Source organism: Brevundimonas olei (assembly GCF_037055245.1).
GTDB lineage: Bacteria > Pseudomonadota > Alphaproteobacteria > Caulobacterales > Caulobacteraceae > Brevundimonas > Brevundimonas olei.
Genome location: NZ_CP146369.1, coordinates 949718 through 974075, shown reverse-complemented (window position 1 = coordinate 974075; position 24358 = coordinate 949718). Strand labels below are relative to the sequence as shown.

Here is a 24358-nt window from a genome sequence, read left to right as displayed (position 1 = left end):
CCTCCCCGAAACGCCCCTCCCGGTCCGCGCCGGGAGGGGTTTTTCGTATGGCGGCCGCTCCAAAAAGAAGCCCTCCCGGCGAATACGGGAGGGCTGAAGGTTCAGGAGTGAAAAGGGCTGATCAAGGCGTGGTGCGATAGTTCCAGCGCACGCTGTCGCTCAGCTCGCGGCCGCCGGCCTCGGTCGTCGCCTCGACCAGGTTTTCGCCCGGCGCCAGATCGATCTCCCAGACGGCGGCGTGGTCCTCGACCGGCACGGCCGTCCAGTCGCCGCCGTTCAGACGCAGCCGCACCTGATCCTGGTTGGAGAAGATCTTCACCTTCACCCGTTGGGTGCGCTTGTTCACGTCGCGGCGACTGGTGATGTGAAGCATCGGCTCATTCGACCAATTGGCCTGATACCAGTAATAGGCGTCCTTGCGTGTCTGGCGGTCCTCGGTGACCAGGCCCTTGTCGTTGATGGCCGGACGGTCGCCCTCGTTGCGCTTGAACGATGGGAAGTCGAAACCCAGCCAGATGAAGTTGGACCACAGGAAAGGCCGCTGACGCATCTCGCGCCAATGCACCTCATGGAAGGTCGTCTGCCACTGTTCGGGGTGCCAGTAGCCGTCAGCTACAGGCCGGCGCAGCACCGGATCCTCCTGATGCTGGATGCTGGCTCCCGCGCCGTACTCGCTGACGCCGATCGGACGGTGCGGCATCCGCGCGTGCAGCTCGTCCGCCCAGGGACCGATGTCCTTGGGTTCGGTCCAATACCAGCCGAAATAGCGATTATAGGAAACGGTGTCGCTGTGCTGAGCGATGGAGTCGTCATCCGCCAGACAGCAGTGGGCATAGGTGGTCGGCCGGGTCGGATCCATTTCCTTGGCGGTGCTCTGCAGCGCCGCCATCAGCCGGTTGGCCGCGTCGCCCGAGGTCCGCAGTTCATTGCCGATGCCCCACAAGCCCACGGAGGGATGATTGTCGTTCTGGGCGATCAGCTCGCGCATCTGCTGAACCAGGTTTTCACGGAACTGATCGGAGGGGTCCATGTCGTCGATCAGCGGCACTTCCGTGACCAGCAGCAGCCCAAGACGGTTCGCCGTCTCATAGACGCGTTGCGGATGCTGCATATGCGCCAGACGCAGGGCGGTGACGCCCATGTCCGACATGATCTGCATGTCCTCGTCGATCTCGGCGTCCGTGACGATGGGTCCCTTGCCGAAGCGGGTCGGCATCTGGATGTTGGCTCCGTAGAGGGCGTAGGGTTGGCCGTTCAGCAGGAACTCGCCCTTGTCGCTGAGACCCACGGTGCGGACGCCCAGAGGAACCTCGGCGCTGTCGATCGCCTGACCGTCCAACAGGATTTCAGACACCGCTCTGTAGAGGTAGGGCGATCGCCGTCCTTCCCACAACCTCGGATTGACCAGAGCCAGGGTCTGCTCCACCGTCTGCCCTCGGCCGGCCGCCAGAGTCGTCGGCGTACGGGTCTCGGCAACGACGGCGCCGTCCGCATCGATGACGCGCGTCAGCACCTCGAACCGCCGCGCCGCGCGGCTGTCGTTACGCACCTGCACTCTAGCGCCGATCGTCGCCTGCCCAGGCGTCAGGGCCTCGGTGCGGACATGCAGGCCCGGCCCGCCCTGCTGCATCAGGTCAATGTGCAGGTCCGGCGTCTCGATCAGCTTCACCTCGCGATACAGGCCGCCGAAGATGTTGAAGTCGCCGTTCAGCGGCGCGTATCGGGTGTTGCGCGCGTTATCGACACGGACGGCCAACAGGTTGCCCCCGCTGCGCAGGGCGTCGGTCACATCATAGCGGAAGGCGGCGTATCCGCCCTCGTGCGTACCCACGGCGCGGCCGTTCAGATAGACGTCGGCCTTCAACGTCGCGCCGCCGAAATGCAGGAAGTAACGCTTGCCCGGCCGGGGCGTCTGATCCAGCGTCAGACGATACCAGGCGGGACCGCGATAATAGACGCCTTCCGGCTCGCCCCGCGCCTTGGCTCCGCCGATGCCGGAATCCTCGACATTGTAGGTATGCGGCACGACGACCGCGCTCCAGGCCCGATCGTCGAACCGGAACGCCTGGGCGCCGACGGCGTCGGTCCGCGTAAAGCGCCAGCCGTCGGTCAGGGGCCTTTCGTCCGCCGCCGAGGCCGCGCCGACGGCCAGAACCCACGTCGCGCCGCCTATGATCAGGCGCGCGCGCAGGGATTGGGGTGAGATGCGCTTCATGGAAGATCCTCCTCACGCCCTTGGCGGGCGTCGTTACGTCGCTTTGGAGCGGTCAGGTCAGGCGGCTTACGTCGCCGGTGCGGATGTCACGGCTTCGGACGGTCCGGACCGCGCCTCGCGGCGCGGCGCTGGAGCGCAGACCGTCAATGACGGCGCCCTGGACATCGTCCATGACGACGGCGGGCCGTGCGTCCGCCTCCTCAACCTCGAAGGTCGTGTCCTTGACGCTGATGTTGCGGGCGTGGCGGACATAGAGCCCATGGGCGGGGAAGGTCCCCATGAAGCTGGGTTCGAGCGAGGAGTTGATGCGCTCGGGGATGTCCCGCGACGCGTCCTCACGCGTGCCGCCGCCGCTGGAACGCACATGGATGTCGGAGAAGCTGACGTCCTCGATCGTTCCGCCTGGAATGCCGACCACTCCGCTGACGAAATCGCCCCGCGCGCCCGAGACGTTGATGTTTGAGAACCGTATGCGACGCACGCGCGACATCTGGGCGCCGCGCGGCGCCCGATTGCGCGCCGACAACCGCACGAAGATCGGATGGTTCACCGGATTGCGCAGGATGATGTTGGAAAAGACCACGTCCTCCAGCACCCCGCCGTCGATGGCTCCCATCTGCAGTCCGCGCGTGTTCTCGCAGGTGCAGTCCGACACCAGGATATTGCGGAAACCCGCCGCCGAATCCGTGCCCAGCTTGATCCGGCCCAGCACCCCGACGTTATCCACCGACATATAGGGCGAAGGCTGATAGGTCCCGTCCACCACCGTGCCCAGCAGATAGCCGCTGGTCTTGCAGCCGATGACGCTGACGTCCTCGCACATGCGGAATTCCTGCAGCGCCATGCTGCTCTTCAGCACGATGGCGTCGTCCTTGGGGGCGTTGACTAGGCAGTTGGTCACCCGCACGTCCCGGCAGGCGTCGATGTCGATGCCGTCGCGGTCCGTATCCACGGTCAGGCCGTCGATCCGTACGTTGGTCGAGCCGAGGACATAGCAGGCGAAATGCCCGCCCTGCAGAATGGTGAAATCGCGCAGGAGAATGTTGCGGCAACGGGTGAAGGCGACCGCCTTGTTGCCTCGCCCTTCATAGGCCATCTCGCGCGGGATGGCGCGGCGCGCCTCGTCGGCGGTCAGGCCCTGTTCGCTCGGCGATTTCCAGCCCGCCATGCCGTGCCAGCGCGGCGTCGGACCCTCGCGATCCAGACCGATGCCGTGAATCAGCCCCTTGCCGATGATGGCGACGTCCGTGACGCCGTCGCCATAGATCAGGCTGTTGTGGAAATGGCTGACGCCATAATCCTGAAGCTGCTCCTCGAAGACGTTTTCGGGCAGGTCGTAGCGGCCCGCGTGCTTGCGCGGATCCGCCGCCTCAATGACGGAACCGTTCATCAGCACCAGGGTGATGAAGCTGCGCAGACGGATCGAGAAACACAGATAATGACCCGGCGGCACCACCACTGTGCCGCCGCCCTTGGCCGAAGCGGCCTCGATCGCCTTGTTGATGGCGTCGGAATCGATGGCGATGCCGTCGCCCGCCGCCCCATAGTCGCGGACGTTGTAGAAGCCGCTCAGGGAGCCTGAGGCGCGCACGATGGTCGGGCTCATCGCCATGGCCGCGCCCAGTCCCAGGGTCGCGAACCGACGGCTGAATTCCGCCCTCTCTCCCAATGCGCCATCCGCCATGCGTTCCATCCCCTCTACGTTGGAAGGCATGTTGTATGACGTATTACCTTAAATCAAGTCTGAGCCGGCTGAATAGCCTGCGGCATCGGGTCAACCCTGCGACACCAGCGCCTCGGACGAGATATCCTTGATCGACGTGACGCCAGACAGAGCCATGGCCACCCTCATCTCCGCTGCGACCAACTCCAGCAGGCGAGCCACCCCTGCCTCGCCGCCGGCCGCCAACGCGTAGATGTAGGCCCGTCCCAGCAGGACGCCCTTCGCCCCCAACGCCAGCATTCGCATCACGTCGAGCCCGGTGCGGACCCCGCCGTCGACGAGCACCGTCAGATCGTCGCCCACCGCCTCGGCGATGGCCGGCAGGGCGCGAGCGGTCGAGATGGCTCCATCCAGCTGACGTCCGCCGTGGTTCGACACCACCAGCCCCGTCGCGCCGAAGCGCAGGGCGTCGCGCGCATCTTCGGGGTCGAGCACGCCCTTGATGATGATGTCGCCCTTCCACACGTCGCGAATCCATTCCAGGTCCGACCAACTGATCGACGGATCGAAATTCTGACCCAGCCAGCCGATGTAATCGGCCAGACCCGTCGCCTTGCCGCGGTAGGCCGAGATGTTCCCCAGATCATGCGGATGTCCCAGCAGGCCGACGTCAAACGCCCAGTGCGGATGAAGGGCGGCCTGGATCATGCGACGCGCGCCCGACCATGGGCCGCTCATGCCCGAATGGGGATCGCGATAGCGCGACCCGGGCACCGGCATATCGACGGTAAAGACCAGCTTGGTCACGCCCAGAGCCATGGCCCGCTCCAGCGCATCGCGCATGAAGGCTCGGTCCTTCAGCACATAGAGCTGGAACCATACCGGCCAGCCGCAACCGTCGATCACTTCCTTCATCGAGCAGACGCTGACAGTGGACAGGACGTAGGGCACGCCGGCGGCGCAGGCCGCGCGAGCCACCTGCACCTCGCCCCGCCGCGCCGACATGCCGCCCAGGCCGATGGGCGCCAGCGCCACCGGCATTGCCATCTTCTCGCCGAACAGCTCGGTCGTCAGGCTCAGACTCGAGACGTCGCGCAAGACGCGCTGACGCAGCGCCACGCCCGCCAGATCATCGACATTGTCGCGCAGCGTCTTCTCGGCGAAGGCGCCGCCATCGATATAGTCGAACAGGAAGCGCGGCAGACGACGGCGCGCCGCCTCGCGAAAGTCGGTGGTCGAGGCGATGATCATGACAGGTCTTTCAGTCGCCGATCCTCGTCCAACCTCAACGTCAGATCAGCATAGGACGGCATGTCGGACAGGATATGGCGGGTCAGCCGCTCATAGTGCTGAATGAAGCGCGCGACCTCGGCGTCGCTCATGACGCGGGCGCCGTCAGGGGCCTGGGCGCGTAGGGCCTGTTCCTGCTGCAGGCGCCACCGCGCCACCACTTCAAAACCCGGCGCGGCCAGCAACACCAGCCGGTCGATGCGTGCGAAAAGATCGGCGTAGGCGCCGGCCAGTGCCCCATTGGCGTAACGCCGCCAGACGCCGTCAGGGTCGCACCGCGCCTCCAGATCGTTCACAGGAGCGACCAGGTCCGCCTCGGCCTGAGGCCGGGCGCCGACGCACCACCCCTCGAAGATCAGCACGTCCAGCGGTCCCTGGGCTCGGGTCCAGCCCGCTTCAGGGGCGGGATCGTCCGTCGCCTTGTCGAAACGCGGCAGAAGCACGTCTTGTCCGGCCTTCGCCGCCTCCACCAGCGCCAGCCCTTGCGGCACGTCGTGGGTTCCAGGCGCGCCCCGCACGGCGAACAGGGGATGGACCGCCCGCGCCAACGCCTGACGCCGATCATGCGACAGATAGAGATCGTCCAGCGACAGGACCGCTGCCCGAACGCCCCGCACTTTCAGCCGCTGCTCAAGCGCGGCCGACAAGGTCGACTTGCCGGACCCTTGCGCGCCGCAAAGGCCTAGGACGAACGGCCCGGCGCCGCGCCAGTCGTCCAGCGCCTGCTCGAGAGCGTCAAGCGACCTGGTCAAGCAGCGGCTCTCCGGCAAAGAAGCGGTCGAGATTGTCGGCCGCCCGCATCCCCATGGCGACGCGGGTCTCCACGGTGGCGCTTCCCAGGTGCGGCGACAGCACCGCGTTCGGCGCCTGCAACAGAGCGGGATTGACGGCGGGCTCGCCCTGATAGACGTCCAGACCGGCCCCGGCGATCACGCCATCCTGCAGCGCCTGAGCCAGGTCGTTCTCGTTCACGACAGACCCCCGCGCCGTATTGATCAGGATGGCGGTGGGCTTCATCAGCCGCAACACGCGCGCATCGATCAGGTGGTGCGTGGCCGCTCCCCCCGGCGTGTGCAGCGACAGGACGTCAGACGCCTCGGCCAGGCTTTCCAGGGTGTCGTGATAGGCTGCGTCTCCCTCATCCTCCGCTCGACGGCGGCTGTGATAGGCGATCTTCATGCCAAGAGCCGCCCTCGCCCGATCTGCAGTAGCGCGCGCGATCCGGCCATAGCCGACCAGGCCCAAGGTCTTGCCCGCCAGAGACTGGCCCAGAAGATGGGTCGGACGCCAACCCTGCCACGCCCCGGCCCTCAACTCACGCTCCCCTTCGCCGGAACGGCGCGCCGCCGTCAGCATCAGCAGAAGCGCCAACTCCGCCGTGGCGTCGGTCAGGACGTCCGGCGTGTTGGTGACAGCGATCCCGGCGGCCTTGGCCGCTTCCAGATCGATATGTTCATAGCCCGCGCCATAGTTGGCGATGATGCGTACGCGTGCGCCCGGGGCGGACAGCACCTCGGCTGGAACCCGATCGGACACCGTCGGGCACAGGGCGTCGTAATCGCCCATAGCGGCGCGCAGTTGCTCCAGACCAAGCGGTGTATCGCTCTCGTTCAGCGTCACCTCATAGTGCTGCGCCAGGCGCGTCTCCACGGCCTGGGGCCAGCGCCGGGTGATCAGGATTTTCGGCTTCATGCCTCGCCTCAGATCAGGCCGCGTCGGGCCAGGTTGCGCATCAGGTCCGCCGCACCGAAGGTCCACGGCTCGCACTGGTCGGTCGGCCGCACCCGGTTCACCAGCGCGCCCAAGCGGTCGCAGGCGATCCGCACCACATCGCCCGACGCGTGAGTGAAGCCCTTCCCCTTTTCGTAGCGGTCCTCGACCGGCGCGAACAGGGTCCCGAGAAACAGCACGAGCCCATCCGGATAGCGGTGATGATCATTGATCGCCTGGACCGCCAGATCGGCGGGATCACGGCTGATCTCGCTCATGGCCGAGCGCCCGTTCATGACGAAGCCGTCTCGGCCCGTCACCGTCAGCGCGATCTCCAGCCGACGCACCGCCTCCAGGTCGAACATCCCGTCGAACAAGCGCACGAACGGGCCGACGGCGGCGGCGGCGTTGTTGTCCTTGGCCTTGCCCAGCAACAGGGCCGAACGCCCCTCGACGTCGCGCAGGTTGACGTCGTTGCCCAAGGTCGCGCCGATGATGGAACCGCGCGAGGAGACGACCAGCACCACCTCCGGCTCGGGGTTGTTCCAGGTGGAGGCCGGATGGACGCCGATGTCGGCGCCGGCTCCCACGCTCGACAGCGGCTGACCCTTGGTGAAGATTTCGGCGTCGGGACCGATGCCGACCTCCAGATACTGGCTCCAGGCGCCCGCCGCGATAAGGGTCTGTTTCAGCGCCGCCGCCTCCGGCGATCCGGGCTTGAGGCGACGCAGATCGTCGCCCACCAGGTCGCGGATATGGTCACGGATGCCCGCCGCCGCCGACAGATCGCCGCGCGCGCGTTCCTCGATCACGCGCTCCAGCATGGAGGTGACGAAGGTCACGCCCGCCGCCTTCACCGCCTGCAGGTCGATCGGCGACAGCAGCCAGGGCCGCGTCGGATCGCGCGTCTCGGCGTCCGTATTGGCCAGGACATCCGCCAGAGTCCCCGCATCCTCGCCCTCGGCCGCCTTCAAAGCCGCCGTGGGATCGCTCGCCTCGCACAGGTCGCGCGCGGTCGGAAAGGTCCGCGAGACGTCCGTTAGGCGCGCGCCGTCAACGCGCACCAAGAGCGGACCTGAGGCCGCCGGGGACCAGATCCGACCGAAAAGAAGGGCGTCGTCATCAACGGGCAGGATGGCGGCGGGGGTCAGACGCATCTCTTGATCCTCAGCGATACTTGAATACGGGCGCGCGCTTTTCGGCGAAGGCGGCCCGGCCCTCGCGCGCGTCCTCGGTGGCGAAGCAGATGGTCTGCAGATCGCGTTCGTACTCGACTGCTTTCTCATAAGGCATGGCGTGGGCCGCCTTCAGGTTCAGCTTGGCCGTTTCGGCGGCGATGGGCGCGCGCGAAGCGATGACCTCAGCGATGGCGCGGGCGCGGGCCAGCAGATCGCCGAGCGCCGTCACCTCGCTGACCAGACCCCATCCTCTGGCCGTTTCCGCGTCCACCGGGTCGCCCGTCAGGATCATCAGCGCTGCATTGGACGCGCCGATGGAATGGGACAGGCCCGCCGCCATGCCGCCGCCGCCGATCCAGCCCAGTTTGATCTCGGGCGCGGCGAACCTGGCGTTGGTCGAGGCGATGCGGATGTCGCAGCTCATCGCCGTCTCCAGCCCGCCGCCGAGCGCGTAGCCGTTGACCGCCGCGATGGTCGGTTTGCGGCACAGGCGCACTGCGTCGCAATAGTCGCCCCGGTTCCGGAACTGCCACGGCGTCTTGTAGCCATCCAGGGTCCTGATGTCCGACCCGGCGCAGAACGCCTTCTCCCCCGCCCCGGTGATGACGACGCAGCGAATGGTCTCGGAGGCGTCGCACTCGGCGATGGCGGCCTCGACGGCGTGGGCCATCTCGGGCGTGACCGCGTTCAGCTTCTGCGGTCGGTTCAGGGTGATGACGGCGACATGGCCGTCCACTTCAAACAACAGTTCGGGCTCTTCGCTCATGTCGATCGTCCTCAAGTTTCAGCGCCGTTCGGCCGGAGCCGCACAAACAGCGCCTGCAGATGGTTCAGCACCACATCAGCGTCGTCGCCGGCTTCCAGCCCTTGGCGCAGACGTTCCGAGGCGGCGGTCTGAAAGGCGATGGCGCCGTCATGACGCGGGCGCAGGCTCGCTCCTTCCAGGGTCGCGAAGGTATCGGCGTAGAAGCCGCCCCAGCGGGCGTTGACCTCCGCGTCGCGCCACGCGCTTTTGAGCGACGGTTGACCGTCATGCTCGGGGATGAATCCGCCCTGAGCCTCGGGCGACATCAGCCACCGCAGGTGGTTCAGCAAACCCGGCGTGACGGCGCAACGTTTCGAGACGCCGATCCCCGTGCCGCCCAGAATCGAACCCACGGGTCCGCCGGCGCGGGCGCGCGGCGCATCGGCGAAACCCAGCACGCCTCCGGGCGCATAGTTCACATAGCCATAGACCAGGGGACACAGGACCACGTCTTCGTGACGACTCATGTGCTCCAGGATGCCGATGGGATTCAGCCCGCCCAGCCCTTTCGGACTATGCGCCGCCAGCCGCGACAGCAACGCCCAGGCTTCGCGCCCCGCCGCTCGTTCGACGAAGATCTGGCCGTCAGCCGCCGGGTTCGCGCCCAGGGCGGCGCAGATGGACTGGAAGCTGAGCGCGGCGTGCGGACCGGACAGCGAAAGAACGACGCCGCCCTGCTCCGCCAGATCGGCCACGTCGTCCCACGTCGTCGGCGGTCTCTCCATCGACTCGCGCCGCCAGGCCATGACCTGGGTCGCGGCGTCCAGGGGCAGGGCCCAGTGCCGCCCTGCGTAGCGATAGGAGGACAGGCTGCGCCCCATCACTTTCGCCCCCCAGTTTGCGATCTCCTCGGCGGTGAAGAGCTCTTCGAGCGGGATCAGGCAGTCGGCGGCGATGGCTTCACCCACATGCGGGTGATCCAGCACGACCAGATCGTAGAGGCCGCACTGCTCGGCGATCGGGCGTTCTTCGAATCCTTCCAACGAATGGCGGTCCCAGCTCAGGGCGAAGCCGTCGCGCGCCGGATCGATCCGGGCGGCGGCGGATTCCAGCGCGCGGTAGCCGCGCGGGTGGTCCCAGGTCAGGCCGCGATAGGCAGGCGCCGTCATCCCGCCCGCACCACGCCCGCCGCGATCAGGGCCTCGATCTCGGTCGGGTCGCGGCCCGTCTCGCCCAGGATCTCGCGCGTGTGCTCGCCGACCAGAGGCGCGCCGCGCTCGACCACGGACGGAGTCTTGGAGAATTTGATCGGGAAGCCCGGCGTCTTCACCCGGCCTTCTGTCGGATGGTCGTATTCGACGAAGGTTCCATTGTGCTGGATCTGGGGATCATCGACGACGTCCGCATAGCCGTAGACAGGGCCGCACCAGATGTCGTTCTCACGGAACAGGGCCAGCCATTCGGCGCTAGTGCGGTTGACCAGACGACGCCGGACGCAGGCGTAGATTTTGTCGCGGTGGGCCCAGCTGTCGGTCTCATCGTCCAGATCGGCGAAGAAGGGCTCCTCGATCAGGCGGCCGAGAGTCTTCAGCGAGGCCATGGCGATGGAGATATGGCCGTCGCTGGTGGCGAAGACCCCATATGGCGCGCGAATATAGCTATGGGCGTGCGGCTCGGCCGATCGGGTCTGGGGCTTGCCGCCGACGGTGAAGACCGACAGCTCCTGCATCTGAATGGTGGTGATGGCGTCCAGCATGTTGACTTGGACCAGTTGCCCCTCGCCCGTACGCTCGCGATGGAACAGGGCCGCCAGCGCACCCTCGAAGGCGGTGTAGGCGGTGATGGCGTCGACGAGATACTGGCCCGCCGGCGACGGCGGCTGATCCGCCGACCCCGAGGACATCATCGCCCCCGACATGGCCTGCAGCAGCAGGTCCTGGCCCGGATAGTTCCGGTAAGGCCCGTCCTCGCCGTAGCCGGACATGGAGACGTAGATCAGACGCGGATTGATCTTCGACAGGGTCTCGTAGTCGACGCCCAGGCGTGCGGCCACGCCGGGCCGATAGTTCTGCAGGAAGACGTCGGCCGTCTTGACCATTTCCAGCAGCAGGGCCTTGCCCTCGTCCGCCTTTAGGTCGACGGCCAGCGACCGCTTGTTCCGATTCAGCGACAGGAAGGAGACGTTGATCTGGTTGCCGCGCGCGCCGCCGGCTGCGACGTGACGCTGCCACTCGCCGGTCGTCGGCTCGACCTTGATCACGTCGGCGCCCATATCGCCCATGCGTTGGGCGGCGAAGGGACCGGCCATGGCGATGGAGCAGTCCAGAACGCGGATTCCGTTGAGGATTCCCATTGTCTTCAATACCCTTGCAAGTTCAGCCCATTACCCAGCCGCCGTTGACGTGCAGCGTCTGACCGGTGATGAAGCCCGCCTCTTCGGCGGCGAAAAAAGCGACGGCGTGGGCGATGTCGCCGACGTGCCCCCGTCGTTTGACGGCCTGGCTGTCCAGCACGTGACGGACATAGCCTTCGGGGTCCGGATGAATGGCCTCGGCGTCGGTGGGAAAGGCCCCCGGCGCTATGGCGTTGACGGTGATCCCATAGGCGCCGAACTCACGCGCCCAGGCCCTCGTCAGACCGATAAGCGCGCCCTTCGACGCCACATAGGGCGACAGGTTGGCCCACTCGCCCGAGATGGTGATGCTGGAGATATTGATGATGCGGCCGAAGGCGCGCTCGCGCATGCCCGGAAGGGCTTCCTGCACCGCCACGACGCCCGCATCGACGTTGATGCGCTGGACCGCCTGATGCTCCTCGATGGAGTAGTCCTCGAAGGGCTTGGACGGATAGACGGCCGCGTTATTGATCACCACGTCGAAGCCGCCGACCTCGCCCAGACGCGCCTTCAACTCGGCGCGAAAGCCCTCAAGGTCCGACAGGTCGGCGATCGAGACCACCAGTCGCCCCGTCGTGACCGAGGTCGCCGCATCTTGCAGCGCCGCCACCTTGGCTGGGTCGTTATCGACCGCCACCACCGTCGCACCGCGCCCCATCAACTGCAGCGTCGTCTGGAGGCCCAGCCCGCCCGCCGCGCCCGTGTAGAGAACGACCTTCCCCTGCATGTCCTGAACACCCGCCATCCTCAGCGTCCCCCAATCGACGGATAGACGCCCGAGGGTTCGGGATACTCATCCTCGGGTTGGCGCTGCACGCCCTCGATGCGGCGAACGGCGTCCGCCACCGCGGCCTTATCGGGCAGGATGCGGAAGGCGCTGTCGTAACACCGCTCTTCGCCATGCTCGAGCTGGATCAGTTCCCCCCGGTCGCGGGCGAAATCCTTGCCGAGCACATGGTTGGTCGAGGGTTCGATCCCCACGGCGTAGTGCCCGGCGTGCAGATTCTGCCATTCGTACATGGCCGGGAACTGCGACTTCAGCGTCTCGACCTCGAAGCCGAAGCCCAGAGCCTCATTGACCAGGGCGACGCTCACCCGCCCCTCGGCGTCCGGCGCCATGTCATGCTGCCAGACCTGCTCGTGGAAATTGCGGATCGGCGCCGGCAGGGTGCGATATCCGGCGCCCTGCTTGCGATAATCCTCGCCCGCATGGGCCGCCCAGACCACGTCCCGGATCGGCGCCACATAACGCGCGCCTTCATCCAGCACCGGATAGCCGACGTTGATATGGTAGCAATACATGTGCGGCGTTCGATAGAAGCCGTGGTTCACCACCCGGTCGTGCAGCCGGATTTCGTCACCGCCGACCGTCGCCTCGATGCGGCGGATCAGATGCAGGTCTTCGCCGAAAACCGTGGCCTGCTGCACCACCCCCTCTGCCCACAGGATGCAGTCGTCGCCTTCCCACCGCTCGCCATAGCCGGTCAGGCGCGCGGGAATCGTCCCCACGCGGCCGTGCAGAGACGAACTGACCGTTTTGCGCGGGCCATAGAAATAATGCTCCGCCGGATCGTCGTGCATGAACAGGACGTGGTCCAGCCCGCACGTCACCATCAGGCCCGAGAAGGAACGGAACCAGCCCAGGCCGCCCTCTCCTTCATACTCGTGAAGACCTGGATGGCGGAAGCCGGATGGCGAATGCCACCCCACGGCGCGCCCGTTGTGCTCGCACTCAGCAATGTCCATGGCCCGATCGATCAGGACGGTGAAGCGCAACCCCGTGCCCGTGCGGAATTCCAATTGGCGCACGCCGCGCTCGACGCCGTCGCCCAGGGTGGCAAGACGGACTCCGGCGAACTGCGACAAGGCGCCGGTGCGCTCGGACAGGGCGCGACGACTCAGCGTCCGGCCATACAATTGGGTCACGGCTTGCCTCCCTAAGCAGGCTCATTATTATAATATGTATTATGTTTATAGATGGCCTTTCCGGCCCGTCAACGCCCTCCATGAGGTCCCTGTGAGTTCACCCCCCACGCGTCGCTGCTTTGCCGTGGATCTGCACGACGATCCCGTTCAGATCGCTCGCTATCGGGAATGGCATCGCGCCGGAGGGCCGCCCGCCGCCGTGACAGAAGCCATCCGCGCCGATGACGTGCGCGAGCTGGAGATCTGGCTGGTGGGCGACCGCATGTTCATGATCCTGGAACAGGGGGACGCCTATGACGCCGCCGCCAAGGCCGCACGCGACGCGGCCAATCCGGACGTCCAGGCCTGGGACGCCCTGATGCGCAGCTTCCAGAAGCCCCTGCCCTTCGCGCCCGACCAGACCTGGGTCGAGATGATCTGCATCTACGCCTTGTCCGAACAGCCGTCGTCGGGCAATCCAGCCCTGCAACAAGGATGATCCCCATGACCGAGACGCTTGAGCTATCGCACTGGATCGGCGGCGAGAAGATCGCCGGGTCGCGGCCGGGCGAGAGCCTGAACCCGTCCGATACGCGTCAGGTCGTGGCGCGCACGCCCAAGGGCGGGGCGGCCGAGGTGGATCAGGCGGTCCAGGCGGCGCGCGCCGCCTTCGGTCCCTGGGCCGACGCCTCGCCCGAGGTCCGCTCGGACATCCTGGACCGGGCCGGGACCCTGCTGATGGAGCGGCGCGAGGCGGTCGGCCGCCTGCTGTCGCGCGAAGAGGGCAAGACCCTGGCCGAGGGCATAGGCGAGACCGCCCGCGCCGCCCGCATCCTGAAGTTCTTCGCCGGCGAGGCCCTGCGCCTGCACGGCCAGAACCTGGCCTCGACCCGGCCGGGCGTCGAGATCCAGACCTATCGCCAGCCGGTCGGGGTGTTCGGCCTGATCACCCCGTGGAACTTCCCCATCGCCATTCCGGCCTGGAAGATCGCCCCGGCCATCGCCTTCGGCAACACCGTGGTCATCAAGCCCGCCGGCCCCACCCCGGCCACGGCCGAGGCCCTGATCGCCATCCTGCATGAGGCGGGCCTGCCCGGCGGCGTGGTCAACATGGTCATCGGCGACGGCGACGTCGGCCGCGCCATCGTCGCCCACCCGGACGTGGACGGGATCAGCTTCACCGGCTCGCAGAAGGTCGGCGCCGGGGTGGCCGAGGGGGCGATGAAGCGTCAGGCCCGCGTGCAGCTGGAGATGGGCGGAAAGAATCCGCTGATCGTGCTGGACGACGCCGATCTGGAGCGCGCCGTGGCCATCGCCCTGGACGGCAGCTTCTTCGCCACCGGCCAGCGCTGCACCGCCTCCAGTCGCCTGATCGTGCAGGACGGCGTCCACGACCGCTTCGTCGCCGCCCTGGCCGAGAAGGTGGAGGCTTTGCGCGTCGGCGACGCCCTGGACCCGACGACCCAGATGGGCCCGGCCGTGACCGAGGCCCAGCGCCAGACCGCCTATGACTACATCGACATCGCCCGCGACGGCGGGGGCCGTGTGCTGGCGGGCGGCGAGCGTCTCAGCCTCGACAAGCCGGGCTGGTACGTCCAGCCGACCCTGATCGTCGACACCCAGGCCGACGCCCGCATCAACACCGAGGAGGTCTTCGGCCCCGTCGCCTCGACCATCCGCGTCGCCTCCTATGAAGAGGCCCTGGCGGTCGCCAACGGGGTGGAGTTCGGCCTGTCGGCGGGCATCGTCACCCAGTCGCTGAAGCACGCCCGCGACTTCCAGCGCCGGGCGCGGGCGGGCATGACCATGGTCAACCTGGCCACGGCGGGCGTCGACTACCACGTCCCCTTCGGCGGCACGAAGAAGTCCAGCTACGGCCCCCGCGAACAGGGCTTCGCCGCCGCAGACTTCTACACTCTGACCAAAACCAGCTACTCCGCCGGGTGAAACCAGCGACGCGCTAGGGCTCCAGCTCGATGTCCCAGTAGAGGTAGTCGAGCCAGCTCTGGTGCAGGAAGTGGGGCGGAAAGCGCCGCCCCGCCTGCTGAAGCTGCCAGGCGCTGGGCTGGTGGGCGGTGCGGCGCAGGGGCATGTGCGCCTGACCGGGCGTGCGGCCGCCCTTGCGCAGGTTGCAGGGACCGCAGGCGGCGACGATGTTCTGCCACGTCGTGCGCCCGCCACGCGAGCGCGGGATGACGTGGTCGAAGGTCAGATCCTGGGACGTGCCCGGCTCGCCGCAATACTGGCAGGCGAAACCGTCGCGCAGGAAGACGTTGAAGCGGGTGAAGGCCGGCTTGCGGTCCTGATCCACATAGGACTTCAGGCAGACCACGCTGGGCAGTTGCATCTCCAGCGAAGGACTGCGGACGACCTTGTCATAGGTGGCGACCACGTCGACGCGGTCCTGCCACACAGCCTTGACCACCTCTTCCCAGGGCCAGAGCGACAGGGGGAAGTAGGACAAGGGCCTGAAATCGGCGTTCAGCACCAAGGCTGGAAAGCCGGACGGCGGGCGGGTCAGGACCTGCATCAGGCCCTCCCGCTCATACGGGGGGTTATCGACGCGACAGGACTGAAGACACGTCTCCTTCCTTGGTCTGCTGACGAAAATCCTACGCCTGATTCCCACGCATCGCCATGACCGGCGTGAGGAGTTTTCGTGACGGCGCGATCAGAAGGCCTCGACCAGTTCAAAGCGTTCGCAGACCACCTTCATCCCCGGCGCCCAACTGCCTTCGCGGCGATAGTAGGCCTCGTGCGCGTCGCGCCACCACGCATAGGTCAGGTCGCCCTCCCCCTCGGCGCGAGCGAAGTCCTCGCTGACCTGCTCGAAAGGCATGATCTCGACTTCGGTCGTGCGGATCACACATCGCGGGACGCCCGCGCCGTCCAGAATGACGCTGACCTCGCCCACGGTCGGCATGATGTCGGCCTCGCATGACGCCAGCGACGAACAGGTCGCGCGCTTGCCGCCGGCCAGCACCAGGGCCAGCAGTTCGTCCGCCAGTTCAGGGCTGTCGCCGAAAGCCCAGCGCGGCGCGGCGGCATAGGCGACGGGAATCTCGCTCATGGACAGCCTCAATAGCGCGACGCGGCGGTCGGGAAGGCGGGCAGGCTCCAGCCCCACTTCAGGGCGCCTGCGCGCACGCCGAACCCGGCCACGACGGCCACCGCCACGGCGGGCCATGTCGGCAGACTCAGGGCCTTCAGCCCGACGAACAGGGCCGCCGACACCAGAGCCGCGGTGATGTTCAGTTCGCGCCGCAGCAGGATGGAAGGCTGGTGCGCCAGCACGTCGCGCACGATGCCGCCGAAACAGGCCGTCAGCACGCCCATGACGATGCAGATCAGAGGCGTCACGCCATAGGTCGCCGCCTTGGCCGCCCCCATGACGCCATAGGCCGCCAACCCCACCGCATCCAGCCACAGCAGGGCGCGGAAACGCCACGACCGCGAACCCAGCATCCAGAAGCCGACCGCCGCCACCATGCAGACGGCGACATAGCGCCAGTCCTGCACCCAGAACACCGGCGCCCCGATCAGCAGGTCGCGCAGGGTGCCGCCGCCCATGCCGGTGACGGCGGCGAAGAAGGCGAAGGTCAGGACGTCATGCTTCTCGCGCGCGGCGGCCAGGGCGCCGGTGGCGGCGAACACGGCCACGCCCGCGAAATCCAGCAGCGGCAGCACCGCAGTCGGACGAACCAGGTCTGCGCCCGCGATCGGCTCCAACATCGTCATCATCCCCAGGGCGCCACGCGGCGCCGTCTTCGGGGTCGCCCCCGGCCTTGGTGAAGACGAGGGTCAGGCGCCCTCGTCCAGCGCGATCTCGCCGCGCCGAACGCCACCATACCACCCCCAGAGCAAATGCGCCGCCACCCCGCGATGCGGCCGCCAGATCTCGGCGCGGGCATAGGCCTGTTTCTCGTTCGGACGGGCCTCGGCGCGGTCGGCCCAGCGCATCGCCTCTTGGAGGGCTACATCCCCGCCGGGAAAGACGTCGAGCCGCCCCTCGCAGAACATCAGGAAGGTCTCGGCCGTCCATTTGCCCACCCCCTTGATGGCGACCAGGGCGGCGATGGCCTCCACGTCGTCCAACCGCTCCAAATGGTCGAAGTCGATGTGACCCTCGGTCTGGGCGCGGGCGATCTCATGGCCGTACTTCGCCTTCTGTCCCGACAGGCCGAAGGTGCGCAGCGTCTCGACATCGCGCGCCAGCACGGCCTCGGGCGTCACCTGCCCGTCCAGCCCGTCGACCACCCGTTTCCAGATCGAGGCCGCCGCCGCCACCGACACCTGCTGCTCGACGATCATGCGGAACAAGCCCTCATAGCCGCCCGGCCGCAACCGCCATTCGAACACGGGCGTCGAGGCGTGCGCCTTGGCCAGCGCCGGATCGGCGGCGGCCAGAGCCTCGCGGGCGGCGGCGACGGAGGCGGGAGACGGAGCAAGAGCCATGACGCCATGCTAGGCCTGCGCCCCATCCCTCGAAAAGAGCCGTTCGCCGCCCGGTTCTGACCACGGCCGGAAACCGCTAGTCTGTCTCCATGTTCGCCACCCGCTTCGCCCCCTCGCCCACCGGCCGCCTGCACAGGGGGCACGCCTTTTCGGCCCTGACGGCCTGGCGCGCAGCGAAGGATGTCGGCGGGCGCTTCGTGTTGCGGATAGAGGACATCGATCCGACGCGATGCAGGCCCGAGTTCGAGGCGGCCATCTACGAAGACCTGGCCTGGCTGGGGCTGGACTGGGAGACGCCGGTGCGGCGCCAGTCCGATCATCTGGCCGCCTACGCCGCCGTGGTCGAGGCGCTGAACCGGCGCGGCCTGCTCTATCGCTGCTTCCGCACCCGCAAGGAGATATTGGACGCCATCGGCGATGCGCCTCACGGCCCGGCCGAGGCCGCTCGCCCCGGCCCGCATCCGGCCGAGGAAGAGGCGCGCCTGCTGTCCGAAGGACGCCCTTTCGCCTGGCGACTGTCGCTGGATCGGGCGAAGGAGGCGCTGGGCGGCGCGGCCTGGGACGCACTCAGCTTCATCGAGGAAGGCTCAGGCCCCGATGGCGAGACCGGCATGGTCAAGGCGCGCCCCGAGACGGCGGGGGACGTGGTGCTGGCGCGCAAGGACGCCGGGACCGCCTATCATCTGGCCGTGACGCACGACGACGACCTGCAGGGGATCAGCCATGTCATCCGGGGCCAGGATCTGTTCGAGGCGACGCATATCCAGCGGCTGATCCAGGCGCTGATGGACTGGCCCGCGCCCGTCTATCGCCACCACCGCCTGCTGGCCGGGCCGGACGGCCGCCGGTACGCCAAGCGCGACCGCTCGGTCACTCTGGCTGAACTGAGAGAGAGCAGGCTGACGCCCGAAGCGCTGAGGGCGGAACTGGGGTTCTGACCGCAAGGCGCCGTCAGATCGGCATCCGCATGATTTCCTGATAGGCCGAAATCACCTGGTCGCGCACGGCCATGACCGTCTCCAGCGAGGCCTCAGCCGAGGAGATGGCGGTGACGACGTCGATCAGATTGCCCTGCCCCTGCACCGACTGGGCCATCTGGGTTTCGGCCGCGCGGGTCGCCTGCGTCGTCTGCGTCATGACATTCTGCAGCAGGTCCGCAAAGCCCCCCGCTGCATTAGGCCCCGTCGAGGCGGCTGCATTGGCCGAGGTGGCGACATTGACCCCGCCCCCGCCCTGAACGGCGGCGTAGGCGCGGGCGGCCATGATGGGATTCATGCCCTAGCCCCTCTTATTTCTTGATGATGTCGAGGGTGCGGGACTCCATGTTCCGCGCCGTCTCGATGACGTTCAGGTTGGCCTCATAGGCGCGCTGCGCCTCGCGCATGTCCATGGCCTCGACCAGGGTGTCGACGTTGGGCCGCTGGACATAGCCCTCCGCGTTCGCCGCCGGGTGCGAGGGGTCGTAATCCATGCGGAAGTCGCTCTGGTCCGGCCGCACCTCGGCCAGGACCACGCCGGTCGCGCCGTCGACGTTGCGGGCCTGGAACACTGGCGTCTGGCGGCGATAAGGCTGGCCGCCCGCGACGTTGGCCGTGGATTCCGCGTTGGCGATGTTCTCGGCGATGATGCGCATCCGCGACTGCTGCGCCTTCAGCGCGGTCGAGGCGACGGCCATGGCGGTGTTGCGGGGCGTTACGGGGCGATTGTTGACCGGATCAGGCATGGTTCAATCCCCTTCAGGCGCCGGGCTTCTTGGCCGCCAGGCGGATCATCTGCATCGACTTCTGGTAGAAGCCGATGGCGGCGTCATAGGCCATGCGGCTCTCGGCCATCTTGAGCATCTGCTCCTCGACCACGACCGAATTGCCGTCCAGCGTGGTCTCGGAATCCGGCGTATTCGTCGCCTCGAACCGTGCCGCCTGACCGGGCGGCGAGATGTGACGGGCGTTGGTGGCCGTCATGCGAAGGCCGCCGCCCGTCCGCATCGCCTCGGCGAAATCGGTCGGCGTCTTCAGGTCGCGGGCGACATAGCCGGGGGTGTCGGAGTTGGCGACGTTCTGGGCGATCACCCGCTGGCGGTCGTCCAGCCAGCCCAGGCGGCCCTTGATCTGATTCAGCAGCGGCAGGTCGGTGACGGACACGCGAATCCCTCGGACGAACGGATCGGCAGAATTTGCCGCCTGCATGGTTAATATCCCGTATCCCTAAACGCGCCGTTAACCACGTCCGTTGAAACATGCGGGCGAAGCGTCGCGGCGGTCCGCGTCGTCTCCGTCGCGTCTGGGGCCTGCGAACGCATGAACTTCCTCGATCTGTTCCGGGCGATCTTCGGCCTGGCCATCACCCTGGGCATCATCGGCCTGGCCGCCTGGGCGGCGCGCCGCTATGCGCCCGAAATCCTGGCCCGCTTCCAGGGGCCGCAGGGACAGGTGCGGCGGATGAAGGTGGTCGAGACCCTGGTGCTGGACCCCTCGCGCCGCCTGGTGCTGATCCGCGTCGACGACGAAGAACGGCTGATCCTGCTGGGCGAAGGCCGCGAACTGATCGAGCCGCGCCAGCCGGGAGACGTCAAGTGAAGCGCCCCGCCCTGTTCGGCGCGCCGACCCGCGCAGAACTGAAACGCGCGGCCCTGCTGTCGCTGATCACGACCGCCCTGTGCCTGATCTGGCCGCTGGGCGCGCTGGCGCAGGAAGCGGCTCAGACCGGCTCGGCCATCAATATCGACCTGGGGACCGGCGCGGGCCTGACGCAGCGCGTGGTGCAACTGGTCGGGTTGATGACGGTCCTGTCGCTGGCGCCGTCCATCGTCATCATGACCACCAGCTTCGTGCGAATCGTCGTGGTGCTGTCCCTGTTGCGCACGGCGCTGGGGATGCAGCAGTCGCCGCCGAACGCCGTCCTGGTGTCCCTGGCCCTGTTTCTGAGCGCCATCGTCATGGCTCCGACCTGGCAGGACGCCTATGATTCGGGGGTCCGCCCCCTGATGGATCAGCAGATGGAGCTGCCTCAGGCCTTCGATGCGGCGTCTGAACCGGTAAAAACCTTCATGCTGGCCCAGGTGAAGCCGGACGACCTGGCGTTGTTCACTCGCCTGTCGCGTGTGGAGCCCCCCGCGGACGTGCAGGACCTGCCCCTGCGCGTGGTCACGCCGGCCTTCATGATCAGCGAGTTGAAGACCGCCTTCACGATCGGATTTCTTCTTTTTGTTCCGTTCCTTGTGATCGATCTGGTGGTCGCCAGCGTGCTCATGTCCATGGGTATGATGATGCTGCCGCCGGTGGTCGTCAGCCTGCCCTTCAAGCTGATCTTCTTCGTGCTGGTGGACGGGTGGAGACTGGTCGCCGGAAGCCTTGTCGAGAGCTTCCAGAGAGCCTCCGGAGCGGGATAAATCCCCAGCCTGCAAGGCCTTCGCGCCGATGCGGGCTTGCCAAGCCTGCAAAAACCGTCGTTGATCCCCCGGTCCTCGCCCGGCGCTTCTTTCCGGGCGACCACCATTGGGAAACGACCCTCATGACCACTCAAGCTGAACTGATCGCCGCCGTCGCCAAGGACGCGGGCGTTTCGCAAGCTGACGCCGGCAAGGTGCTGACCGCCATTGTCGAGAACATCCACAAGTCCCTGAAGTCGGGCGGCGACGTTCGCATCTCGAACCTGGGCGTGTTCGACACGGCTGAGCGCGCCGAGCGCGAAGGCCGCAACCCGGCCACGGGCGCGACGATCAAGATCCCGGCCTCGAAGGCCGTGCGCTTCCGCGTGTCCAAGCCGCTGAAGGACGCCGTCAACGGCTAAGCCTTTCAGGCGCGTTCGATCCCCCTCGCGGGGATAGACGCAAAAGACCCCTCTCCCGCCGGGAGGGGGGTTTTTTATTGGCCCGCGCCGGTCCTGGCCCGGAACTCGGCCTTGGTCTGCGTGATCCAGCCGGCGTAGGCGTCGGCTCCGGCGCTGAGGGCGGCGAAGTCCTGCGGGCGGCCCGAGCCGTCGGCCCCGTCCAGTCCCGCCAGCGCCACCCGGATCGCGCCGGGCGAGCGCGCCCCTTCGGCGAAGCGGGCGTAGTTCTTCGACAGGCGGCTCAGGGCGCCGGCGTCCTGCGCCAGGGAATAGCCCGCGCCCGCACGAATCAGGCGCGTCTCCTCGACCTCGCTGAGCGGCACGGCCGTCTCCTTCCAGCGATCGCCCAGACGCTGTTCGTAGAGGGCGGCGGCCGCCCCCCACTGTTGCTGCTTCCACAGGATGTCGGCGCGCACGTCCCGCGCGGCGGGCGAGGCGTCCTTGCCCAGCACCTCCAGCGCATGATCGTAGCGCCCCAGCTCCATCAGGGCGCGAGCCTCCAGCGCGCGGCGCTCCAGGTTCATCGGCGTGGGCAGCAAGGTCGTGCGCGACGACCACAGGGCCTTCAGCGCCTCTTCCGGCTGGCGGTTCATCAGATAGACGGCGGCCAGATTGGTCGACACCTGCGCCTTGGCCACCCCGTCCAGCCGGTTCTCGGCCTGGTATTTCAGCAGCTCCGCCGCCTGATCCAGCAGGTCGACGTCGATCAGGCGCCGCGCCAGACGCCGCACCATCTCGTCGCCGTCGGCGCCGACGGGCGTCAGTTCGCGGAAGTCGAAGAACAGGGCCAGCGCCTGCACCGGCTGCAAGCCGTCGGCCGCGCCTTCGAGGAACAGGGCGCGGAAGGCGTTGTCGAGATCGGCCTGAAGCCGATCCCCGCCCGGCAGGGTGACGATCTTCGGCCCCGCCGTCTTCAGCGTGGTCAGGGCCTCGCGATAGCGGCCCTGCGACAGATAGAGCTCGCCCAGGGTGCGGATCACCGCCAGCTCGGTCGCGTCGCCGCGCCAGCGCCATTTCAGCGCCTCCAGCTGGGCGGCGGCGGCGTCGGCCTTCAGCGTCCCCTTGGCCATCTCCAGCTTGATGACGCCCAGCCGCGCGGGCGTGGCGACGCCGTCCAGCGGGGCGCGCGCCACCGCCTTGTAGATCGCCAGGGCGCGGTCGGGGTTATGGTCCAGTTCGAACAGCCGGGCCTGCACCAGGCGGGCGGTCAGCTGGTCGGGGGCCGAGACGTTCGGCTGGCTGAAGACATAGGCCAGAAGTTCGCGCGCGGCGTCGGCGTCGCCGGTCTCGACCGCCGCCATGGCGTGGGTGGCGCCGAAGCGGGCGCGCCATTCGGGAGCAAAGCCGTCGACCACGCCCGCGCCGGCCGCGAACAGCCGCCGGGCGTTGGCCCAGTCGCCCTGCTGTGCGGCGATATAGCCCTGCCACACCTTGGTCGAGGGATCCCCGGCCAGGGCGCCGGACGAGAAGTCGGCCTCGGCCTCGGCGAAACGGCCGATGGAGGCGCGGGCGGCGCCGCGCAGGCCGCGCACCTCGGCCACGCCCTGCATGGCGGGCGTCTGCTTGATCAGGGCGTTCAGCACCCCGACCGCCTCGAACCCCAGACCGTGCCCGACCAGGAAGCGGGCGTAGGCCAGCCGCGCCTCGATGGGCGCGCGCGGATCTTCGGCGGCGCGGCCGCTCTCACGCTCGGCGGCGTCCCGAAGGGCGCGATGACGGGCGGTGAAGCCGCCCTCGCCCGCATCGGCGGACCAGTCGGCCAGGATCAGGGCCGGACGCGACGCGGCGCGCGGCGCGTCGGCGCCTTCGACCGCCGTCTCCAATCCGGCGGTCGGCGAGGACAGGGTCAGGCCGCGCGGACGCGTCACCGTCACCAGGTCGCCGTCGGCCGTGACGCTCAGGTCGTCGGTCGGCGTCTCGATCGCAAGGCCGTGGGCGGTAGGCAGGAAGCCCGCGTCCACCGTGCGCCGCCCGGTCTTCAGCCCCTTGCCGGGCGCCAGGGCGGTGACGGCGGCGAAGCGGTCGCCGATCATCGGATCGGTCAGCCAGACGGTGCGGGTCGCCCCGGCCATGCGCGCGGTCAGCGACGCCTTGACCGCGTCGTCACGCTCGATGTCCACGCCGCTGGGCGAGGGCGCGGTCCCGCCGATGGTCACGACCCAGGTCGAGCCCTCGGCGCGGGCGGCCACGGCCTGACCCGGTTCGACCGGAATGCGTACGGCGGTGAAGTCGGGTCCGGCGGCCCAGCGGGCGCCGTTCAGCCCCTCGCCCTTCATCTCCATGCGGGCGGCATGGTCGAAGACGGCCCAGACCGCCTCGCCGCGCCGGAAGACGGCGGCGCCGACCGGCCCGTTCCAGGCGAAACGCATCACCGTCTGCTGGCCCTTGACCTCGGCCGCCACCGGCACCGCCCCGCCGATCGGCACGGGCGAGGGTCGCGAACCGTCGGCGCGCGCGCCCGGCGCATAGAGGTTCAGCCAGACGGCGCCGTCGGCGGCGCCGCTGGTCGCGCCCGCCCCCTCGGCCAGGGTCAGGACCAGTTCGGTCGCTCCCTGAGCGGCGCGGGTCTCGATCTTCTCCAGCCCCTTGGGCGGATCGACGCGCAGGCGGCTGACGTCGGGGGCGGCGGTCGTGCCGATGCGGACCACGACGGTGCGGCCGTCCTGGCGCACCCGCGCGCGCGATCCCACGACCCCGGCGAACTCGATCTTGGTGAAGCCCGCATTGGCGCCGATGCGGATCTCGACCGGCGCGCCGGCCTGGGCCAGAGACGGCGCCGGCGCCAGGGGCGCGAAGACGACCACGCCCGCCGCGGCGGCCGCCACGGTCGTCTGCAGAACGCGCTTCTTGGCGGGGGCCCCGGACATATCGCGCGCATGCTCGCGCGAAGGGCTTTAATCGCGGTTAACGGGGCCTAACTCGCCCGACCTGCAGGGCCTATCCGCGCGGATAGGACAAAACACCCGCTTGCTTC

General features: G+C 68.0%; 25 protein-coding genes. 6 read left to right on the top strand and 19 right to left on the bottom strand.

Annotated elements, in window-relative coordinates; genetic code table 11:
- Positions 1 to 121: 121 nt before the first annotated feature.
- The 11 genes from V8J38_RS04690 to V8J38_RS04640 form a co-directional block, all read right to left on the bottom strand.
- On the bottom strand, positions 122 to 2215 hold the full coding sequence (locus V8J38_RS04690) for a glycoside hydrolase family 2 protein (RefSeq protein WP_338578096.1): 2094 nt from the start codon (positions 2213 to 2215) through the stop codon (positions 122 to 124).
- A gap of 52 nt (positions 2216 to 2267) precedes the next feature.
- Positions 2268 to 3899 carry a rhamnogalacturonidase gene (locus V8J38_RS04685; protein ID WP_338578095.1) on the bottom strand — a complete coding sequence of 544 codons (1632 nt, stop codon included), beginning with the start codon at positions 3897 to 3899 and terminating at the stop codon, positions 2268 to 2270.
- Between the two features lie 90 nt (positions 3900 to 3989).
- Complete coding sequence (gene lldD, locus V8J38_RS04680; protein ID WP_338578094.1) at positions 3990 to 5129, bottom strand: FMN-dependent L-lactate dehydrogenase LldD; 1140 nt, start codon at positions 5127 to 5129, stop codon at positions 3990 to 3992.
- A complete protein-coding gene (locus V8J38_RS04675; protein WP_338578093.1) occupies positions 5126 to 5920 on the bottom strand; it encodes a kinase in 795 nt (264 codons plus the stop codon). The genes lldD and V8J38_RS04675 overlap by 4 nt, the downstream gene beginning before the upstream one ends.
- A complete protein-coding gene (locus tag V8J38_RS04670; protein WP_338578092.1) occupies positions 5904 to 6860 on the bottom strand; it encodes a D-glycerate dehydrogenase in 957 nt (318 codons plus the stop codon). Before V8J38_RS04670 ends, V8J38_RS04675 begins: the two co-directional genes overlap by 17 nt.
- Before the next feature lie 8 nt (positions 6861 to 6868).
- Positions 6869 to 8029: a fumarylacetoacetate hydrolase family protein gene (locus V8J38_RS04665; RefSeq protein WP_422388331.1), complete on the bottom strand. Its 1161-nt coding sequence runs from the start codon at positions 8027 to 8029 to the stop codon at positions 6869 to 6871.
- 16 nt (positions 8030 to 8045) lie between these two features.
- Positions 8046 to 8822 carry an enoyl-CoA hydratase/isomerase family protein gene (locus tag V8J38_RS04660; RefSeq protein ID WP_338578090.1) on the bottom strand — a complete coding sequence of 259 codons (777 nt, stop codon included), beginning with the start codon at positions 8820 to 8822 and terminating at the stop codon, positions 8046 to 8048.
- 11 nt (positions 8823 to 8833) lie between these two features.
- Positions 8834 to 9970 carry an ABC transporter substrate-binding protein gene (locus V8J38_RS04655; protein ID WP_338578089.1) on the bottom strand — a complete coding sequence of 379 codons (1137 nt, stop codon included), beginning with the start codon at positions 9968 to 9970 and terminating at the stop codon, positions 8834 to 8836.
- Positions 9967 to 11154 (bottom strand): CoA transferase, encoded by a 1188-nt coding sequence (locus V8J38_RS04650; protein ID WP_338578088.1) that lies wholly within the window; start codon positions 11152 to 11154, stop codon positions 9967 to 9969. Before V8J38_RS04650 ends, V8J38_RS04655 begins: the two co-directional genes overlap by 4 nt.
- A gap of 22 nt (positions 11155 to 11176) precedes the next feature.
- Positions 11177 to 11941 (bottom strand): SDR family NAD(P)-dependent oxidoreductase, encoded by a 765-nt coding sequence (locus tag V8J38_RS04645; RefSeq protein ID WP_338578087.1) that lies wholly within the window; start codon positions 11939 to 11941, stop codon positions 11177 to 11179.
- 2 nt (positions 11942 to 11943) lie between these two features.
- Complete coding sequence (locus V8J38_RS04640; RefSeq protein WP_338578086.1) at positions 11944 to 13122, bottom strand: aldose 1-epimerase family protein; 1179 nt, start codon at positions 13120 to 13122, stop codon at positions 11944 to 11946.
- A gap of 91 nt (positions 13123 to 13213) precedes the next feature.
- Between V8J38_RS04640 and V8J38_RS04635 the strand changes: the two genes are divergently transcribed.
- Together V8J38_RS04635 and V8J38_RS04630 are read left to right on the top strand one after the other, a co-directional pair.
- Positions 13214 to 13600, top strand: a complete 387-nt coding sequence (locus V8J38_RS04635) for an L-rhamnose mutarotase (RefSeq protein ID WP_338578085.1) — start codon at positions 13214 to 13216, stop codon at positions 13598 to 13600.
- Positions 13601 to 13605: 5 nt separating this feature from the next.
- Positions 13606 to 15048, top strand: coding sequence for an aldehyde dehydrogenase family protein (locus V8J38_RS04630; protein ID WP_338578084.1), 1443 nt, complete (start codon positions 13606 to 13608; stop codon positions 15046 to 15048).
- A 13-nt stretch (positions 15049 to 15061) separates the two neighbouring features.
- Here the strand turns inward: V8J38_RS04630 and V8J38_RS04625 are convergent, their stop codons facing one another.
- The 4 genes from V8J38_RS04625 to V8J38_RS04610 all read right to left on the bottom strand — a co-directional run bounded on the left by V8J38_RS04625 (position 15062) and on the right by V8J38_RS04610 (position 17556).
- Positions 15062 to 15634 carry an HNH endonuclease gene (locus V8J38_RS04625; protein ID WP_291779905.1) on the bottom strand — a complete coding sequence of 191 codons (573 nt, stop codon included), beginning with the start codon at positions 15632 to 15634 and terminating at the stop codon, positions 15062 to 15064.
- 138 nt (positions 15635 to 15772) lie between these two features.
- Complete coding sequence (locus V8J38_RS04620) at positions 15773 to 16171, bottom strand: ASCH domain-containing protein (protein ID WP_338578083.1); 399 nt, start codon at positions 16169 to 16171, stop codon at positions 15773 to 15775.
- 8 nt (positions 16172 to 16179) lie between these two features.
- Positions 16180 to 16842, bottom strand: a complete 663-nt coding sequence (locus V8J38_RS04615) for a trimeric intracellular cation channel family protein (protein ID WP_338578082.1) — start codon at positions 16840 to 16842, stop codon at positions 16180 to 16182.
- A gap of 60 nt (positions 16843 to 16902) precedes the next feature.
- Entirely contained in the window at positions 16903 to 17556 is a 654-nt protein-coding gene (locus tag V8J38_RS04610; RefSeq protein WP_338578081.1) for a DNA-3-methyladenine glycosylase, read from the bottom strand.
- Between the two features lie 89 nt (positions 17557 to 17645).
- Here V8J38_RS04610 and gluQRS point away from each other — a divergent pair, with 89 nt between their 5' ends.
- Positions 17646 to 18494, top strand: a complete 849-nt coding sequence (gene gluQRS / locus V8J38_RS04605) for a tRNA glutamyl-Q(34) synthetase GluQRS (protein ID WP_338578080.1) — start codon at positions 17646 to 17648, stop codon at positions 18492 to 18494.
- 13 nt (positions 18495 to 18507) lie between these two features.
- On the opposite strand, the gene fliE is transcribed toward gluQRS, so the two are convergent.
- The 3 genes from fliE to flgB are packed head-to-tail and all read right to left on the bottom strand — an operon-like array spanning position 18508 to position 19697.
- Complete coding sequence (gene fliE / locus V8J38_RS04600; RefSeq protein ID WP_338578079.1) at positions 18508 to 18831, bottom strand: flagellar hook-basal body complex protein FliE; 324 nt, start codon at positions 18829 to 18831, stop codon at positions 18508 to 18510.
- Between the two features lie 13 nt (positions 18832 to 18844).
- The gene (flgC, locus tag V8J38_RS04595) at positions 18845 to 19279 is read right to left on the bottom strand and encodes a flagellar basal body rod protein FlgC (protein WP_338578078.1); all 435 of its coding nucleotides are present in this window, start codon (positions 19277 to 19279) and stop codon (positions 18845 to 18847) included.
- Positions 19280 to 19292: 13 nt separating this feature from the next.
- Positions 19293 to 19697: a flagellar basal body rod protein FlgB gene (flgB, locus tag V8J38_RS04590; RefSeq protein ID WP_338578077.1), complete on the bottom strand. Its 405-nt coding sequence runs from the start codon at positions 19695 to 19697 to the stop codon at positions 19293 to 19295.
- Positions 19698 to 19853: 156 nt separating this feature from the next.
- Here flgB and V8J38_RS04585 point away from each other — a divergent pair, with 156 nt between their 5' ends.
- The 3 genes from V8J38_RS04585 to V8J38_RS04575 all read left to right on the top strand — a co-directional run bounded on the left by V8J38_RS04585 (position 19854) and on the right by V8J38_RS04575 (position 21345).
- The gene (locus tag V8J38_RS04585) at positions 19854 to 20132 is read left to right on the top strand and encodes a FliO/MopB family protein (protein ID WP_338578076.1); all 279 of its coding nucleotides are present in this window, start codon (positions 19854 to 19856) and stop codon (positions 20130 to 20132) included.
- Complete coding sequence (gene fliP / locus V8J38_RS04580; RefSeq protein WP_338578075.1) at positions 20129 to 20944, top strand: flagellar type III secretion system pore protein FliP; 816 nt, start codon at positions 20129 to 20131, stop codon at positions 20942 to 20944. The genes V8J38_RS04585 and fliP overlap by 4 nt, the downstream gene beginning before the upstream one ends.
- Before the next feature lie 122 nt (positions 20945 to 21066).
- Positions 21067 to 21345: an HU family DNA-binding protein gene (locus V8J38_RS04575; RefSeq protein ID WP_003165927.1), complete on the top strand. Its 279-nt coding sequence runs from the start codon at positions 21067 to 21069 to the stop codon at positions 21343 to 21345.
- Between the two features lie 74 nt (positions 21346 to 21419).
- Here V8J38_RS04575 and V8J38_RS04570 read toward each other — a convergent pair whose 3' ends face one another.
- Positions 21420 to 24251, bottom strand: coding sequence for a tetratricopeptide repeat protein (locus V8J38_RS04570; protein WP_338578074.1), 2832 nt, complete (start codon positions 24249 to 24251; stop codon positions 21420 to 21422).
- Positions 24252 to 24358 lie beyond the last annotated feature (107 nt).